Source organism: Magnetovibrio sp. (genome assembly GCF_036568125.1).
Classification (GTDB): Bacteria; Pseudomonadota; Alphaproteobacteria; order Rhodospirillales; family Magnetovibrionaceae; genus Magnetovibrio.
In genome coordinates, this window is record NZ_DATCTF010000010.1 from 65,480 (window position 1) to 81,469 (window position 15,990).

General features: G+C 58.2%; 14 protein-coding genes. 11 read left to right on the forward strand and 3 right to left on the reverse strand.

Annotated features, from left to right (window positions below; all coding sequences use genetic code 11):
• The first annotated feature begins 16 nt into the window (after positions 1-16).
• Positions 17-1,396 carry a PAS domain-containing sensor histidine kinase gene (locus tag VIN96_RS05060; RefSeq protein ID WP_331894386.1) on the forward strand — a complete coding sequence of 460 codons (1,380 nt, stop codon included), beginning with the start codon at positions 17-19 and terminating at the stop codon, positions 1,394-1,396.
• A gap of 14 nt (positions 1,397-1,410) precedes the next feature.
• On the opposite strand, the gene VIN96_RS05065 is transcribed toward VIN96_RS05060, so the two are convergent.
• Positions 1,411-2,922: a malonyl-CoA synthase gene (locus tag VIN96_RS05065; RefSeq protein ID WP_331894387.1), complete on the reverse strand. Its 1,512-nt coding sequence runs from the start codon at positions 2,920-2,922 to the stop codon at positions 1,411-1,413.
• 26 nt (positions 2,923-2,948) lie between these two features.
• Positions 2,949-3,617, reverse strand: coding sequence for a GntR family transcriptional regulator (locus VIN96_RS05070; RefSeq protein ID WP_331894389.1), 669 nt, complete (start codon positions 3,615-3,617; stop codon positions 2,949-2,951).
• A 326-nt stretch (positions 3,618-3,943) separates the two neighbouring features.
• Between VIN96_RS05070 and dctP the strand changes: the two genes are divergently transcribed.
• The 4 genes from dctP (at position 3,944) to VIN96_RS05090 (ending at position 8,205) form a co-directional block, all read left to right on the forward strand.
• Positions 3,944-4,936 (forward strand): TRAP transporter substrate-binding protein DctP, encoded by a 993-nt coding sequence (gene dctP / locus VIN96_RS05075; protein WP_331894390.1) that lies wholly within the window; start codon positions 3,944-3,946, stop codon positions 4,934-4,936.
• An 80-nt stretch (positions 4,937-5,016) separates the two neighbouring features.
• A complete protein-coding gene (locus tag VIN96_RS05080; protein ID WP_331894391.1) occupies positions 5,017-5,544 on the forward strand; it encodes a TRAP transporter small permease in 528 nt (175 codons plus the stop codon).
• A 2-nt stretch (positions 5,545-5,546) separates the two neighbouring features.
• A complete protein-coding gene (locus VIN96_RS05085; RefSeq protein WP_331894393.1) occupies positions 5,547-6,866 on the forward strand; it encodes a TRAP transporter large permease in 1,320 nt (439 codons plus the stop codon).
• Between the two features lie 28 nt (positions 6,867-6,894).
• Entirely contained in the window at positions 6,895-8,205 is a 1,311-nt protein-coding gene (locus VIN96_RS05090; RefSeq protein ID WP_331894395.1) for a malonyl-CoA decarboxylase, read from the forward strand.
• Here the strand turns inward: VIN96_RS05090 and VIN96_RS05095 are convergent.
• Positions 8,202-9,077 (reverse strand): MurR/RpiR family transcriptional regulator, encoded by an 876-nt coding sequence (locus VIN96_RS05095; RefSeq protein WP_331894397.1) that lies wholly within the window; start codon positions 9,075-9,077, stop codon positions 8,202-8,204. The two genes, VIN96_RS05090 and VIN96_RS05095, sit on opposite strands and share 4 nt — an antisense overlap.
• 178 nt (positions 9,078-9,255) lie before the next feature.
• Here VIN96_RS05095 and VIN96_RS05100 point away from each other — a divergent pair, with 178 nt between their 5' ends.
• The 6 genes from VIN96_RS05100 (at position 9,256) to VIN96_RS05125 (ending at position 15,986) form a co-directional block, all read left to right on the forward strand.
• On the forward strand, positions 9,256-10,083 hold the full coding sequence (locus VIN96_RS05100) for an N-formylglutamate amidohydrolase (RefSeq protein ID WP_331894399.1): 828 nt from the start codon (positions 9,256-9,258) through the stop codon (positions 10,081-10,083).
• Positions 10,083-10,586 carry a TRAP transporter small permease subunit gene (locus tag VIN96_RS05105; RefSeq protein WP_331894400.1) on the forward strand — a complete coding sequence of 168 codons (504 nt, stop codon included), beginning with the start codon at positions 10,083-10,085 and terminating at the stop codon, positions 10,584-10,586. The genes VIN96_RS05100 and VIN96_RS05105 overlap by 1 nt, the downstream gene beginning before the upstream one ends.
• A complete protein-coding gene (locus VIN96_RS05110; RefSeq protein ID WP_331894402.1) occupies positions 10,586-11,908 on the forward strand; it encodes a TRAP transporter large permease in 1,323 nt (440 codons plus the stop codon). The genes VIN96_RS05105 and VIN96_RS05110 overlap by 1 nt, the downstream gene beginning before the upstream one ends.
• A gap of 67 nt (positions 11,909-11,975) precedes the next feature.
• The gene (locus tag VIN96_RS05115; RefSeq protein WP_331894403.1) at positions 11,976-13,019 is read left to right on the forward strand and encodes a TRAP transporter substrate-binding protein; all 1,044 of its coding nucleotides are present in this window, start codon (positions 11,976-11,978) and stop codon (positions 13,017-13,019) included.
• Between the two features lie 188 nt (positions 13,020-13,207).
• Positions 13,208-14,575 (forward strand): glutamine synthetase family protein, encoded by a 1,368-nt coding sequence (locus tag VIN96_RS05120; RefSeq protein WP_331894404.1) that lies wholly within the window; start codon positions 13,208-13,210, stop codon positions 14,573-14,575.
• 28 nt (positions 14,576-14,603) lie between these two features.
• The gene (locus VIN96_RS05125) at positions 14,604-15,986 is read left to right on the forward strand and encodes an aldehyde dehydrogenase family protein (protein ID WP_331894405.1); all 1,383 of its coding nucleotides are present in this window, start codon (positions 14,604-14,606) and stop codon (positions 15,984-15,986) included.
• Positions 15,987-15,990 lie beyond the last annotated feature (4 nt).

Here is a 15,990-nt window from a genome sequence, read left to right on the forward strand (position 1 = left end):
GATTAGGATTGCCGATATGGCCAGTTCACACGATCCAAAATCCACCCGCGCAGAAGACCGCCTCGGCAGCGCCCTGGGCGACTTTGGCGAATTGGGCCTCACCGGTTTGCAAGAGACCGCATGGGTCGAGGTGATCGCCAAGATGGAAGAGGTCTATTCAGACCTGATCCAATATGACATCGATTTGGAACGCAAAAACACCGAGCTGGAAGAAACCCACCAGTTCATCGACAGCGTCATCAGTTCGATGTCGGAAATTCTCATCGTCTGCGACCGCGATCAGTACGTCGAACAAATCAACCGCGCCACCGAAGACTTGACCGGGTTTACAGCGCAAGACTTGGTGGGCAAGAAGTTGGTCGATCTGGTGGTCGATCCGGGCAGTTGCCGGTTCGAAAACATCGGCGCGTCACGGTCGCCCAATGGGACGGCTTACTGCGAAGTGCGCTTGAAATCGCGTCTCGACGAGATGGGCACGGATCCGGTGTCGATGAACGCGTCGGTGCGCATCGACCATCAAGGCCGCCCAGTCGGCATCGTCATCATCGGCCGCCCCATGGGGGAGTTGCGCCGGGCCTACCAAGCGCTCAACAAGGCTCACGCCGACTTGGTGCGCGCGCAGCAGCGATTGGTGCAGTCGGAAAAGCTTGCCAGTCTGGGGCGTTTGGTCGCGGGCGTGGCGCACGAGCTCAACAACCCCATCAGTTTCATCAACGGCAATATTCATAGTCTGGACAAATATAAAGCGCGCCTGAAAACGTATTTTGAGGCCGTAAATGAAGGCGGTGGCGATTGGGCGCAGCAGCAAAAGCTGCGCCGCGAACTGAAAATCGACCGCATTCTCGAAGACCTCGACCCGTTGGTCGAAGGCACCCTGGAAGGCGCGGACCGAGTTCGCGATATCGTTAAGAACTTGCGCCGTCTGTCGTTCAACGGTGCGGAGCTGACGGAGCCGTTCGATTTGGTGAAAATCGTGCAAACTGGGGTCAGTTGGGTGAAGCGCTCAGCTCCGCAGCCGGTCGAGGTGAAGCTGGACGTACCGCAGTCGTTAGAGGTCGTCGGCCACGCCGGACGCATCCATCAGGTGGTCGTCAATCTTGTGGACAATGCCTTGGACGCGGTGGCCGACGTGGCCGAGCCGAACGTCAAGATCTTGGTGCGTCAGGAAAACGGCTATGCGGTGATGAGCGTATCGGACAATGGCTGTGGGATCAGCGCGAACGATTTGCCCAACGTCTTCGACCCTTTTTTCACCACCAAGGGGGTTGGCGAGGGGACCGGGTTGGGGCTATGGATCAGTTACGACCTGGTTCACGACCACGACGGGACGTTGAGCATCGAAAGCGAGCCAGGCCGCGGCACCACTTTGACCATGAGCTTGCCGGTCGCCACTTAAGGCACGTAGGCAATTTATGCAAAGGTGCTCTTGTAACTCTCGCGCAGCACGTTCTTTTGCACCTTGCCCATGGTGTTGCGCGGTAGTTCCTCGACAACGAAGACCTTTTTGGGATGCTTGAAACGCGCCAAATCGCTCTTGATCGCAGCCTGCACTTGGGCCTCGTCGATGGTGGCGCCTTGTTCGGTGACGATCACCGCGACCACCGCTTCGCCGAAGTCGGGATGCGGCACGCCGATTACGGCGCTTTCCTTGACGCCGTCCAACGCGTCGATGGCGGTTTCAATTTCCTTGGGATAAACGTTGTAGCCGCCGGAAATGATCATGTCCTTGGCGCGCCCGACGATGGACACGCGCCCATCCCCAGCCATCTTTGCCACGTCGCCGGTGATGAACCAGCCGTCAGCGCGAAATTCAGACGCGGTTTTTTCCGCCATGCGCCAGTAGCCTTTAAAGACGTTGGGGCCTTTGACTTCCAGAACCCCGATTTCTTCCGCTTCAAGAATTTTGCCGTCCTCGTCGGCGATGCGCACCTGGACGCCGGGCAGCGGATAGCCGACCGTGGCGGGCAGGCGCTCGCCGTCCAACGGGTTGGACGTGATCATGCCGGTTTCCGTCATGCCGTACCGTTCCAAGATGCGGTGCCCTGTTTTGGTTTCGAATGCACCAAATGTTTCCGCCAGCAACGGTGCGGACCCGGCGACGAACAGGCGCATGTTGGTGGCGGCCTCGCGGGTCAGGCCGGGGTGATCGACCAATCGGGTGTAGAACGTCGGTACGCCCATCAGAACGGTGGATTGCGGCATCAGCTCAATCACCTGATCGGCGTCGAATTTGGGCAGGAACCACATTTTCGAACCGTTGATCAGCGCGCAATGGATCGCGACGAACAGGCCGTGGACGTGAAAAATCGGCAGCGCGTGGATCAACACGTCGCCGTCGCGCCAACCCCACATTTTATGTAGAGCGAGGGCGTTGGAGGCCAAGTTGTCATGGCTGAGCATCGCGCCCTTGGACCTCCCGGTGGTGCCCGACGTGTACAAGATCGCGGCCAAGTCGTCGCCGGTCACGTCGACGACGTCATGGATTGGTTGGACACCGTCTGTATTCAGCGATCCTTGGCCGTTTTCATCGAGCGTGCGCACATGTGGTGCGTTGGGACCGGCGACCACGTCGCGCAGCGCCTGTTCCGACTGCGGGCGGCACACCAGCAAGGCCGGTTCGGCATCGCCGACAAAATAGGCCACTTCGGCGGCGGTGTAGGCGGTGTTGAGTGGCAAATAAATCGCGCCGATGCGCAGGCATCCGAGATAGAGCGCCACGGCTTGAGGCGATTTGTCGACCTGCACGGCAACGCGCTCGCCCTTGCCAACGCCCAGGCTCGCCAGCAGCCCCGCATAGCCCGCCGACATGGCGTTTAGATCGGCGTACGTGATCGTCGCACCGCCGGGGCTGACCAGCGCGGGGGCGTCGGGATCGGTGGGGAAATGCTTTTGAAATAGGGCGTAGAGGTTGGCGTTTGTCATGCTCGAATATCTTTGATTATGGGTGTTTAAGCGCTGGAGCGAACCAGGTCGGTCGGCAGCGTGGCGATAAAGTCGGTGAACGATCCGCTTTGCACGGTCACGTGCTCGCTGAGCAGTTGTTTGGCGCGTGCTTCATCGCCGGCCAAAATGGCGTCGAGAATTTCGCCGTGTTCGCTAAACGATTCCGCCAGACGTTGGCGTTGACGCAATTGTAAACGGCGATAGGGGGCCAGGCGGTTGCGCAGTTGGCGGGTCTGGTCGGCCAAGAACGTGTTGCGACTGCCGTGGTAGATGGCTTCGTGAAAGCAGACGTTGGCGTCGTAATAGCCGTCGTGATCTTCGGTTTCGGCAAAGCTACGGGCTTGCTCGTGGCAGTCTTTCAGCTTTTGACGGTCGTCGCCGCTCATGCGTCGGGCGGCGAGTTGTCCGCACATGCCTTCCAATTCGGCCATGACTTCGAACATCTCCATCATTTGCTTAAGGCCGAAGGATGCGACCACCGCCCCGCGACGGGGGCGCATTTCGACCAAGCCGATGGAGGCCAATTGGTTGAGCGCTTCGCGCACCGGCGTGCGCGACACGCCGAATCGATCCGCCAGGCCCATCTCTTCCAGACGCGTGCCGGGGGCAAGCTGACCGGTGACGATCTCTTGTTCCAAGGTTTCCTTTAGCGTGCTGGCGCGTTTGCTCGACATCGTCTCTCCCCCCTGATCCGAACCTTTTGATGGTGCAACGGCGCGTCTGCGTCCAGATGTTTAAGGGCCGGTCGGGGCTGATTGTAGTTCATTGCGTGCAATACACTACAAGCAATATCGCATCCGGGAAACATGAAATTGTATACAATTTGGTTTGACAGGCATCCAATCGGGTTCTAGGCTTTGTGCCGAATACGCAGACCTCCTCCTCGTTTTCGTCCCCAATCTGCTTCGTTTTATGGCGCTTTGGGGGCGAAAACATGAGGGGAAACTGCTTGCAAACATAAAGAATCCAACAGGGAAAAGCGTCAGGGGAGCTAACTCAAATGACCTTCTATAAGAACATCATGGCCGGGGCGGCTGCCTTTGCCTTCGTCGCCACGGCCGGAAGCGCCGGGGCGGAAACGCTGAAAGCATCGCACCAATGGAACACGTCCGACGTTCGACACCAGATGGTGCAGATCATCGCCGACGAAGTCGCCAAGGCCAATGTCGGTCTCGACGTTAAAATCTATCCGTCGAAATCATTGTATAAGCCCAAAGAACAGTGGGCGCCGTTGACTAAGGGACAATTGGACATCACCGCATTTCCGCTGTCCTATGCGGCCAGCCGTCATCCTGAATTCGACGCGACGTTGATGCCGGGATTGGTGAAAAACCACGCTCACGCCGCGCGCCTGAACGATTCACCGTTCATGGCCGACATCAAAAGCATCATCGACAAGGCCGGCGTCGTGGTGTTGTCCGACACGTGGCTCGCGGGCGGTTTCGCGTCGAAGAAAAGCTGCATTCTCGGCCCCGATACCATGAAGGGCCAAGTGACCCGTGCGGCGGGCAAGGCGTTTGAACAGATGCTGGTCGGCGCAGGCGCGTCGATTGCGTCCATGCCCAGCTCGGAAATCTACACCGCCATGCAAACCGGCGTTTTGGATGCGGCCAACACCAGTTCCGGCAGCTTCGTTTCGTATCGCATTTACGAACAGGTCAAATGTCTGACCGAGCCGGGCGCACATGCTCTGTGGTTCATGTACGAGCCGATCTTGATGTCGAAAAAGACCTTCAGCAAACTGAACAAAGACCAACAGGCCGCCCTTATGGCCGCCGGTCAAAAAGCGGAAGACTTCTTCGCCAAGGCTGCCGAAGAAATCGATCAAAAGATGGTCGATACGTTCTCCAAGGCCGGTGTCGAAGTTGTCTCCATGACGGCTGAGCAGGCAGACGCCTGGCGCAAAATCGCGAACGAGACCTCCTACGCCGAGTTCGCCAAGAGCGTGCCCGGTGGCAAGGCTTTGTTGGACAAAGCGCTCGCCGTCGAGTGATCATCGGTGCTGTCATCTCTGTCGGCACTTGCATCGTCTGAGGCAAGTGCCGGCAGTTTTTCTATTCAGGAGCGTTGGCCGTGAAAGCTTTCACGAAATCGATCTGCTTCGTGTCGCATGTTTGCGGCGTGGTCGCGTCGCTGTTGGTGACTTCCGCCATTTTGGTGGTGTGTCAAATGGTGGTGTGGCGCTACTTTCTCAATGCCTCCACGGTGTGGCAGACGGACTATGTGACCTTCGCACTGGTCGCCGCGACGTTGATCGGCAGCCCTTACGTGCTGCTGCTTAAAGGTCACGTCAACGTCGATCTGTTGCCCCATTACTTGCCGCATCGCGCACGCGTGGTGTTGGCGCTGGTGGCTTGCGTTGGCGGTTTGGTGTTCGCAGGTGTTTTGGCGTGGACGGGTTTTGAACTGTTTTATGATGCGCTCGACGGCAACTGGAAAACCGAAACGGTGTGGGAACTGCCGCTTTGGATACCTTATATATCCATTCCCATCGGGTGTGGGCTTTTGGCTTTGCAATACGTCGCCGACATCATTGCGCTGCTGACAGGCCAGCAAATGCCGTTCGCCGCCGCCACACATTCTGAATTCGAAGGGGAATGATCATGGATCCGTTAATCATCGGTCTGTTGGTCGCGGTGGTGACGATTGTGGTGCTCGCCACCGGTATTCCCGTGGCGTTCGGCCTGGGCCTTGTCGCCATCGGTTTTTTGGTCGCGTTCGAAGGCTGGGATTCCCTCGAAGGCATTGCCGATACGTTTTTTGCAGGGCTGAATGAATTCGCCCTGGTATCGATTCCCATGTTCATCGTCATGGGCGCGGCCGTGGCGTCATCGCCGGCGGGCAAGGATTTGTACGAAGCGTTGGACCGCTGGTTGTCGCGGGTGCCGGGCGGGTTGATCATTTCCAACCTTGGCGCGTGTTCGATCTTTGCCGCGCTGAGCGGCTCTTCGCCCGCGACGTGCGCCGCCATCGGCAAGATGGGCATCCCCGAAATGCAAAAGCGCGGCTATCCCGACGGTTTGGCGACGGGCTCCATCGCCGCGGGCGGCACGCTGGGCATTTTGATTCCGCCGTCGATCACCATGATCGTTTATGGCATCGCCACGGAAACGTCGATCGGGCGCTTGTTTCTGGCAGGGCTATTGCCGGGTTTGATGCTGACGGTTTTGTTTATGGCTTGGGCGCTGTATACCGCGTGGCGTTCGGGCTATCGCTTTGGTGAGCAAAGCCATGTTGCCGGATGGCGGGCGAAGTTCGAGGTGCTGCCCCGGGTGCTGCCGTTCTTGCTGATCATCGTGGGCGTTTTGTATGTGCTGTACGGCGGCGTCGCCACGCCGTCCGAAGCCGCGGGCGTCGGCGCGGCATTCTGCCTGCTGCTGGTGGCGGTGATCTATAAGGTTTGGCAGCCGTCCAAGATTTGGGCGATCGTGTCCGATTCCATGCGCGAAAGCGTGATGATCTTGATGATCATCGGTGCGTCGGCGTTGTTCAGCTTTACCTTGTCGTCGCTGTTCGTCACCCAGTCGGTGGCGCACACCATCGCCGAGTTGTCGGTCAACAAGTGGGTTTTGCTGGCGTGCGTCAATCTGTTCTTGTTGGTGGCGGGGTTCTTCCTGCCGCCGGTGGCGGTAATCTTGATGACCGCACCGATCTTACTGCCGATCATCACGTTGGCGGGCTTCGATCCGTATTGGTTCGCGGTTATTTTTACCATCAACATGGAGATCGGCTTGATCACCCCGCCGGTCGGGCTAAATCTATATGTGATCAACGGGATCGTGCCGAACGTTGGCTTGCCGACCATTTTGAAAGGCGCATTGCCGTTCATGCTGTGCATGGTGGTGGGGATATTGATTTTGTGTCTGTTCCCCGAGATCGCGACGTGGTTGCCCAATAAGTTGATGGGCCCTGCGATCGGTTAGGTTGCTATCGGCGAAGGATGACATCGACGTGACTTTTTTCAGGACGTTTCTCAGCTCCATCGCGGACGCAGGACGGGAACTGTTGGACGGACGGTTGGGCCGCGACGCCAAGTCCGCAGATATGGTCACGCTGTGTTCGGATCTGATCACGCAAAAGGGAGAGGCGCTGGGCACCGCGTTGGCGTGCGCGGTGGTCGATCTCTATCGCGGTTTCGATGATGCCGAAAAACTGGTTTTTTTCGAGATGCTGCTCAACGATTTCGATGTAGACAGCGACGCGCTGAATGCGGCGATTGCCACGTATCAGAAAAATCCCGATCCGGCCTCCGCCCAGGCGGTGGCGCAGGCGGCGGAATCGCGCCGCCAAAGGGTCGTACGCGCGATGAATATGGCGCCGAACGGCACCCGCACGGTGATCAACATTCGCGAAGACCTGTTGAAGCTGTTGAAGAGCCACCCGCATTTGACGCCGGTGGACACCGATTTTGCCCATCTCTTGGCGAGCTGGTTCAACCGCGGATTTTTGGAGTTGCGGCGCATCGATTGGAGCACCCCTGCCAACGTGCTGGAGAAGTTGATCCAATACGAAGCCGTGCACGAAATCCGCGACTGGGACGATTTGCGCCGTCGCTTGGACAGCGACCGGCGATGTTATGCCTTTTTCCATCCAGCCCTTCCTGACGAGCCGCTGATCTTCGTCGAGGTGGCGTTGGTTCAAGGCCTGGCCGGTTCGGTGCAGGCGCTGCTGGACGACACCGCCGAACGGATCGCGCCGAAAAAGGCCGACACGGCGATTTTCTATTCCATCAGCAATTGCCAAAAAGGCTTGCGCGGGGTGTCGTTCGGCAACTTCCTGATCAAGCAGGTGGTGTCGGAACTGCGTAAGGAATTGCGCAACTTGACCACGTTTTCGACCTTGTCGCCGGTGCCGGGGTTCCGCGATTGGCTGAATAAGAACCACGCAGATTTGCCGCAGCTTGAAGCGTTGAAAAAGCCCGATTGGATTGCCGATGCGGATGCAATCGAAGCGATGGGGCAGACATTAAGCAGCTTGTGCGCGGTATATTTGGTCACGGAAAAAAGTCGCGGTCGGCCGCTCGACAGCGTCGCCCGGTTCCATCTGGGCAACGGCGCACGGTTGGAACGGATCAATTGGCTGGGCGACGTGTCGGCCAAGGGCGTTGAGGAATCGGCGACTTTGCTGGTCAATTACAAGTACGATCTGGCAAAGATCGAAAGCAACCACGAAGCCTATGTCAACAGCGGCGCGGTGGTGCATTCCAAGCAGGTCGAAGTGCTGCTGGAACAAGCGGACGATCTCAAGCCTGTGTCGAACTAGATGAACTTGCGAAACAGCTTGGTGGTGTCGAACAGCTCTTCCAAGGTTTTCATGCGATCTTCGGTCTCACTCCAATTTTCGTTCTGAACGGCGGCGATCACCGCTTCGAGAATGAACAAGGTGACGACGGACGAATCCCACGCCGACGGCGCTTCGATACGCGAATGAAAACTGTGGGTGGCCAGCTTCGACGCCGGCGAGCCCCATTGATCGGTGAACAGCACCAGTATCACGCCTTTGGCCGTGGCCATTTCCGCCAAACGCAAGATATCGCGTTCATAACGGCGAATGTCGAAAGCCACCAGCACGTCGCCGGGCTGCATGTTCAACACATAGTGCGGCCAAGTGTTGGAATTGGACGCGACGAGGGTGAGCCGGTCGCGGATCACCTGCATGTGGGTGAAAAAATAATCCGCCAAAGAGCGCGTCAGACGCCCGCCAACGACATGAACCGCTCGATCTTTGTCGGCCAACAGCTTCGCCACCGCGTCGAATTCACCCGGATCGATTTGACGCAAGGTCCTGCCCAGGTTCTCCATCACCGCATCGGCGAAGCGGTTGAGAATGTGGGTGTCCGGGGCGTTTTCTGTCCAGCGGTTGTGCTTAGTGATGGGGTTGGAAATGGTCGCTTCCACCTCGGTGCGCAGCGCGGCCTGCAATTCGGGAAAGCCGCTGAAGCCAAGCTTCTTGGCCATGCGCACGACGGTGGGGGTCGAGACTTCGGACGCTTCGGCAATGGTGGTAATGCTGCCCAAACCGGAAACCGGATAATTCTCAAGCAGCGCATTGGCCAACTGGCGCTCCGCCCGGGTGAGGTCGTCAAACTGGCTGCGAATGCGTTCCGCAACGGTCAGGTCTTGGGCGGTTCCCATGGCCGTTTGTGTCTCCCTGAATTGATTTGGCGTTTTCCATACTAAGCATGAATGAAGAATCTTCACCACAAAAGTTTTTTTAGAAGCAATCGTTTCAGAAATATACTTGACAGTGTCGGCATTTCTGAAAAGATACCTTCATAAATTTGGGGGCGGGGTACGGGAGCAGCCTTTGACAATGCAGGAAAGTGCTCATTCCAATCAGAGCGACGGGGGCGAAGATCGTACCGCGAACGATGCTGGTGGCATCGTTCAGTTGGTCAATCCTGATGGCAAGGGCGCGATCGTGTTTGTGTGCGAGCACGCGTCACGTTTTGTCCCCAATGAATTCGCGGACCTAGGGCTCGATGCCGAGGCCTTGAAAAGCCACGTTGCGTGGGATCCCGGCGCCTGGGCCGTCGCCAAAGAACTTTCCGCTGCTTTCGATGCACCACTGGTTGGTCCGGGCGTTTCTCGCCTGGTTTATGACTGCAATCGTCCGTCCAAGGCGGAAAGCGCGGTGCCTCAAAAAAGCGAAATTTATGAAATTCCAGGCAACATCGGCCTCAGCGACAGTGATCGTTTGGCGCGGGCGGAACGATTTTACCTGCCTTACCGCAACGCTTTGACGAAGGTTCTCGAAGACGCGGTGCGTTTGGGCAGGCACCCGGCGTTTATCACCATTCATTCCTTCACCCCGGTCTATCACGGCACGCGGCGGACCCTCGATTTGGGCATTTTGCACGATTCCGACGCGCGCTTGGCCGACGAGATTTTGCGCATCACCGCAGCTGAGGGCGAATTGACGGCGCTGATCAATCAGCCTTACGGTCCCAAGGATGGCGTGACGTACACGTTGGCCGAACACGCCATACCACGCGGCTTGCTGAACGTGATGATCGAAATCCGCAACGACCTGATCGCCGATGGGGATGCGCAGCACGCCATGGCGATGCGTTTGGAAGGATACATCCGGGGCGCGCTGGCGAACCTGGATGTCGAACCGACACGCGAGGAGGCATCGTGATGGGGTTTGCCGCAAAATATGTGCGCGTCGTCGATGCGGTGAACTACCGCATTGGTCGGGTGATGATGTACAGCCTGTTCATCATGTTCGGCGTGTTGCTGTGGTCGTCGATCTCCAAGACGTTTTTCGTGCCGTCGTTGTGGACACTAGAAATCGCTCAGTTCTTGCTGGTGGCGTACTACATCCTCGGCGGACCGTATTCGATGCAGTTGGGCGCCAACGTGCGCATGGATCTGCTGTACGCCAACTGGTCGGCGAAGAAAAAGGCCTGGTTCGACGCGTTCACCGTGCTCTTCCTGATTTTTTACCTCGGCGTGCTGCTGTACGGCGCGATCGACAGCACCACCTATTCGTTCGAATACAATGAGCGTAGCCCGACCGCGTGGCGGCCGCAGTTGTGGCCGATCAAGGTCGTCATGTGCATTGGCATCTTCATGATGCTGCTGCAGGCGATTTCCGAACTGTTCAAAGACATTGCGCGTATCAAAGGGGAAGACCTCTGATGTCCTATGAGATGATCGCCCTTTTGATGTTCTCATCGATGATGATGATGATGATGACCGGTCAGCGCGTGTTCGCCGCGATCGGTGGCGTCGCGGCGGTGGCCGCGTTGGCGCTGTGGGGCGTTGGTGGATCTGACTTGCCGTTTTCGGCGGCCATGAAACTGATGAAATGGTATCCGCTGCTGACCCTGCCGATGTTCATTTTCATGGGCTATGTGCTCTCGGAATCGAAAATCGCCGACGATCTGTACAAGATGTTTCATGTCTGGATGGGGCCGCTCAACGGCGGCTTGGCCATAGGCACCATTGCCTTGATGGTTTTGATCTCGGCCATGAACGGCCTGTCCGTGGCGGGCATGGCCATCGGCGCGACGATCGCGCTGCCGGAACTGTTGCGCCGTGGCTACGACAAGAAGATGGTCACCGGGGTCATTCAGGCGGGCTCGTCGCTGGGCATTTTGGTGCCGCCGTCGGTGGTGCTGGTGCTGTACGCCATGATTGCCCGTCAGCCGGTGGGGCAGCTGTGGCTGGCCGGGGTGCTGCCCGGCCTGATGATGGCGACGCTATTCATCATCTACATTGCCATCCGTTGCAAGTTGCAACCCGAACTTGGCCCGGCGCTGCCCAAGGAAGAACGCAATGTGCCGATGGCGGAAAAGCTGCGGCTGCTGCGCGCGGGCATTTTGCCGATCGGCATTTTCGCCGCGATGATGGTGCCGTTCGTCAACGGTTGGACCTCGTTGGTTGAAAGTTCCGCGATCGGCGCGCTGGCGGCGTTTGTCGCGGCGGTGCTGAAAGGGCGCATGAGCAAAACGGTGCTGGAGACGTCCTTGCGTCAGACCCTGGCGGTGTCGTGCATGTTCATGTGGATCATTTTGGCGGCGATGGCGTTCGGCGCGGTGTTTGACGGATTGGGCGCGGTCAAGGCAATCGAAAATCTGTTCACCGACCAACTGCACCTCAACCCGTGGGTCATTTTGATCTTGATGCAGTTGTCGTTCCTGGTGATGGGCACGTTCCTGGACGATACCGCCATGCTGGTGATCGTCGCGCCGCTGTATGTGCCGCTGGTCGGTGCGCTGGGCTTCGACCTGATCTGGTACGGGGTGCTTTACACCATCACCACGCAGATCGCCTACATGACGCCGCCTTTTGGCTACAACCTGTTTTTGATGCGCGCCATGGCACCGCCGGAAATCAGCCTGCGCGATATCTATGGCTCTATTCTGCCGTTCGTTTTGGTGATGTTGGTTGCGCTGGCCTTGATTATGGCCTTCCCAGAGATCGCTCTGTGGCTGCCGCAATATGTCTACGCGAGATAAAGGATTGGGGAATCTGTTTTCGTCGTTTGAGTACTGAGCAAACACTTAGGAGGTTAAGGAGAGGACTATGATTACAAGGCGTAAGTTATTGAAGGGTGCGGGGGCTGCCGGTATTGCGGGCGCCGCTTCGTTGGCTGCACCGGCGGTGCATGCGAAATCCACCATCAAATGGCGCATGCAGACCTATGCAGGTCCGGCATTGGCCGAACACGTCATCAAACCGGCCATCGACAGTTTCAACAAGATCGCCGGCGATGAAATGCAGATCGAACTGTATTTCGCCGATCAGTTGGTGCCGACGGGCGAACTGTTCCGCGCCATGCAAAAGGGCACCATCGATGCGGTGCAATCGGACGACGATTCCATGGCGTCGCCGACCGAAGTCACTGTGTTCGGCGGCTACTTCCCGTTCGCCAGCCGCTATTCGCTGGACGTTCCGGTGTTGTTCAACCAGTACGGCTTGAACGAAATCTGGGATGCGGAATATTCGAAAGTCGGCGTCAAGCACCTGTCCGCCGGTTCTTGGGATCCGTGTCACTTCGCCACCAAGGACCCGATCAACAGCTTGGCCGACCTGAAGGGCAAGCGGGTGTTCACGTTCCCGACCGCCGGTCGCTTCATGGCCCAGTTCGGCGTTGTTCCGGTCAACCTGCCGTGGGAAGACGTCGAAGTCGCCATGCAGACCGGCGAATTGGACGGCATCGCGTGGTCCGGCATCACCGAAGATTACACCGTGGGTTGGGCGAAGGTGACGGACTACTTCCTCACCAACAACATCTCCGGCGCATGGGCGGGTTCGTTCTTCGCCAACATGGATCGCTACAACGAGCTGCCCGATCATCTCAAAGAGCTGCTCAAGCTGACCATGGATAGCTCTCACTACTATCGCCAGTGGTGGTACTGGGGCGGCGAAGCATCCTTGCGCGTCCACGGCAAGGACATGAAGCTGACCACCATTCCCGATGCCGAATGGGCCACAGTCGAAGCCGCAGCAGTGAAGTTCTGGGATGAAATCGCCGCCGAGTCGGAAACCAAGGCCAAGGTGGTCGAGATCATCAAGAAGTACAACGCAGACATGACCAAAGCCGGTCGTCCGTATCGTTACGGCTGATTTCGTCAAGGTCGAAAGCTGTGCGGCGAGGTTCGTTTTTACCCTCTGGGCCTCGCCGCTCGGATACCCCCCTGGGCTCTGTCCCGGGGGGGGATTCGGTTGACAAAAGCGCTACCCAAATTGTTTTGATACTTTCACAATATCCACGACCATTTGTTTTTTCGTTTTGAACCAACTAGGTGATGAAGATGGCAGGCAAGTTGACTTTTGATGAGCTGAAACAGGCCGCCCAGGCGGGTGAAATCGATACGGTTCTCGCCGTCATGGTCGATATGCAAGGGCGCTTGATGGGCAAGCGCATGCATGTGGACTTTTTCATCGACAGCGGCTGGGAAGAAACCCACAGCTGCAACTATCTGCTTGCCACCGACATGGAAATGGAAACCGTCGCCGGCTACAAATCGACCAGCTGGGAAGCGGGCTACGGCGATTACGCTTTGAAGCCGGACCTCGACACCATGCGCCGCATTCCGTGGTTGGAAGGCACCGCGCTGGTGATTTGCGACGTGCTCGACCATCAAACTCACGAACCCATTCCTCATTCGCCACGCGCCATCTTGAAAAAGCAAATCGCGCGTTTGGAAGCGATGGGCATGAAGGCCTTCATGGCGACCGAGTTGGAATTCTTCTTGTTCAAGGAAAGCTATGAGGAAGCCTTGGAAAAAGGTCATGTCGGACTGACGCCGATCAGCGGCTATAACGAAGATTACCACATCTTCCAAACCACCAAGGAAGAAGACGTCATGCGCGCGATCCGCAACGGATTGAATGGCGCCGACATTCCGGTGGAAAATTCCAAAGGCGAGGCGTGTGCCGGCCAGGAAGAAATCAACGTGCGCTACGCCGATGCCCTGGCGATGGGCGATCGTCACTCGATCATTAAAAACGGCTGCAAGGAAATCGCCTGGGCCAAGGGGCGTTCCATCAGCTTCATGGCGAAATGGAGCTACGATCACGCCGGCAACTCGTCGCACATTCACCAGTCGTTGTGGAGCTTGGATGGCGAACCGCTGTTCTTCGATGCCGACGCCGAACACGGCATGTCGGATCTGATGCGCCACTACTTGGCGGGACTGTTGCATCACGCCAGCGAAATCACCTATTTCCTGGCTCCTTACATCAATTCCTACAAACGCTTCATGGAAGGCACCTTTGCGCCGACCAAGGCGATCTGGTCGATGGACAATCGCACCGCGGGCTATCGCATTTGCGGCGCACATTCCAAGGCGGTGCGCGTGGAATGCCGGGTTGGCGGCGCCGACCTGAATCCTTATTTGGCGATGGCCGCGCTGCTGGCGGCGGGCATCGACGGCTTGGAAAACAAACGCGAGTTGGAGCCGGAATTCAAGGGCGACGCTTACCACGGCGAAGGCGCGCGCGAAATTCCCAAAACCCTGCGCGACGCCATCACGGAGCTGGACAACTCCAAGATGCTCCGCGCCGCCATGGGCGACGATGTGATCGATCACTACGTCCATGCCGGACGCTGGGAACAATATGAACAAGACCGCCGCGTCACCGACTGGGAAGTCCGACGCGGCTTTGAAAGAGCCTAAGAGCTTTACTTCTTTAAGAGAAAAAACCATGACAAAAATGATCGAATGTATCTCCCCCGTGGACGGGTCGGTTTTCGCCACGCGTCCGTGTGCTTCCGCCGAAGATGCCGCCGCCATCGTCGCCAAGTCGCGCGCCGCGCAACCCGCATGGGCCGCGCGCCCGATGTCGGAACGCATCGCCTTGGTGCGTGCCGGGCTTGAGCGCCTCGGTGAAATGAACGACGAAGTGGTGCCTGAACTGGCCCATATGATGGGCCGTCCGGTGCGTTACGGCGGCGAGTTCAGGGGCGTGAACGAGCGCGGCACCTACATGGCTGAGATCGCCGAAGAGGCGCTGGCGCCAATCATCGTCGAAAACAGCGAAGCATTCGAACGCCGCATCGTGCGCGAACCGCACGGCATCGTGTTTGTCATCGCGCCGTGGAACTATCCGTACATGACGGCGATCAACACCGTCGCGCCCGCCCTGATCGCGGGCAACACCGTGATCATCAAGCACGCCAGCCAGACGTTGCTGGTGGGCGAGCGCATGGTACGCGCCTTCAACGAAGCCGGCGTGCCTGGCGATGTGTTCCAAAACGTGTTCCTCGATCACGACACCACCTCGTCTTTGATCGCTTCGGGCAGCTTCGACTTCGTCAACTTCACGGGCTCCGTCGGCGGTGGCCAGTCCATCGAACGCGCGGCTGCAGGGACCTTCACCGGCGTCGGCCTTGAACTTGGCGGCAAGGACCCCGGTTACGTGATGGACGACGCCAACCTGGACGCGGCAGTCGACACTTTGATCGACGGCGCGATGTTCAATTCCGGGCAGTGCTGCTGCGGGATCGAACGCATTTACGTGGTCGAATCCCTGTACGACGCGTTTGTCGAAAAAGCCGTGGCGATCGTGTCGGGCTATAAGCTCGGCAATCCGCTGGATGAAAACACCACCATCGGTCCGATGGCGCACAAGCGTTTCGCCGACGAAGCGCGTGCCCAGGTTTCCGAGGCCGTCGCCGCGGGCGCGACGCCTTTGATCGACCCGGCGCTGTTTCCCGCCGACGACGGCGGGGCGTATCTGGCGCCGCAGATCCTCACCAACGTCACCCACGACATGCGCGTGATGCGCGACGAAACCTTCGGTCCGGTGGTCGGCATCATGAAGGTCAAGGATGACGAGGAAGCGATCCGTCTGATGAACGACAGCGAATTCGGCCTTACCGCGTCGTTGTGGACCCAGGACGCCGCCCGCGCCGCCGCCATCGGCGCGCGGTTGCAGACCGGCACGGTGTTCATGAACCGCGCCGACTACGTCGATCCGGGCCTGTGCTGGACCGGATGCAAAGGCACCGGGCGCGGCGGCGCGCTGTCGATCATCGGGTACCACAACTTGACCCGTCCCAAATCGTATCACCTGAAGAAAGCTTAACGGC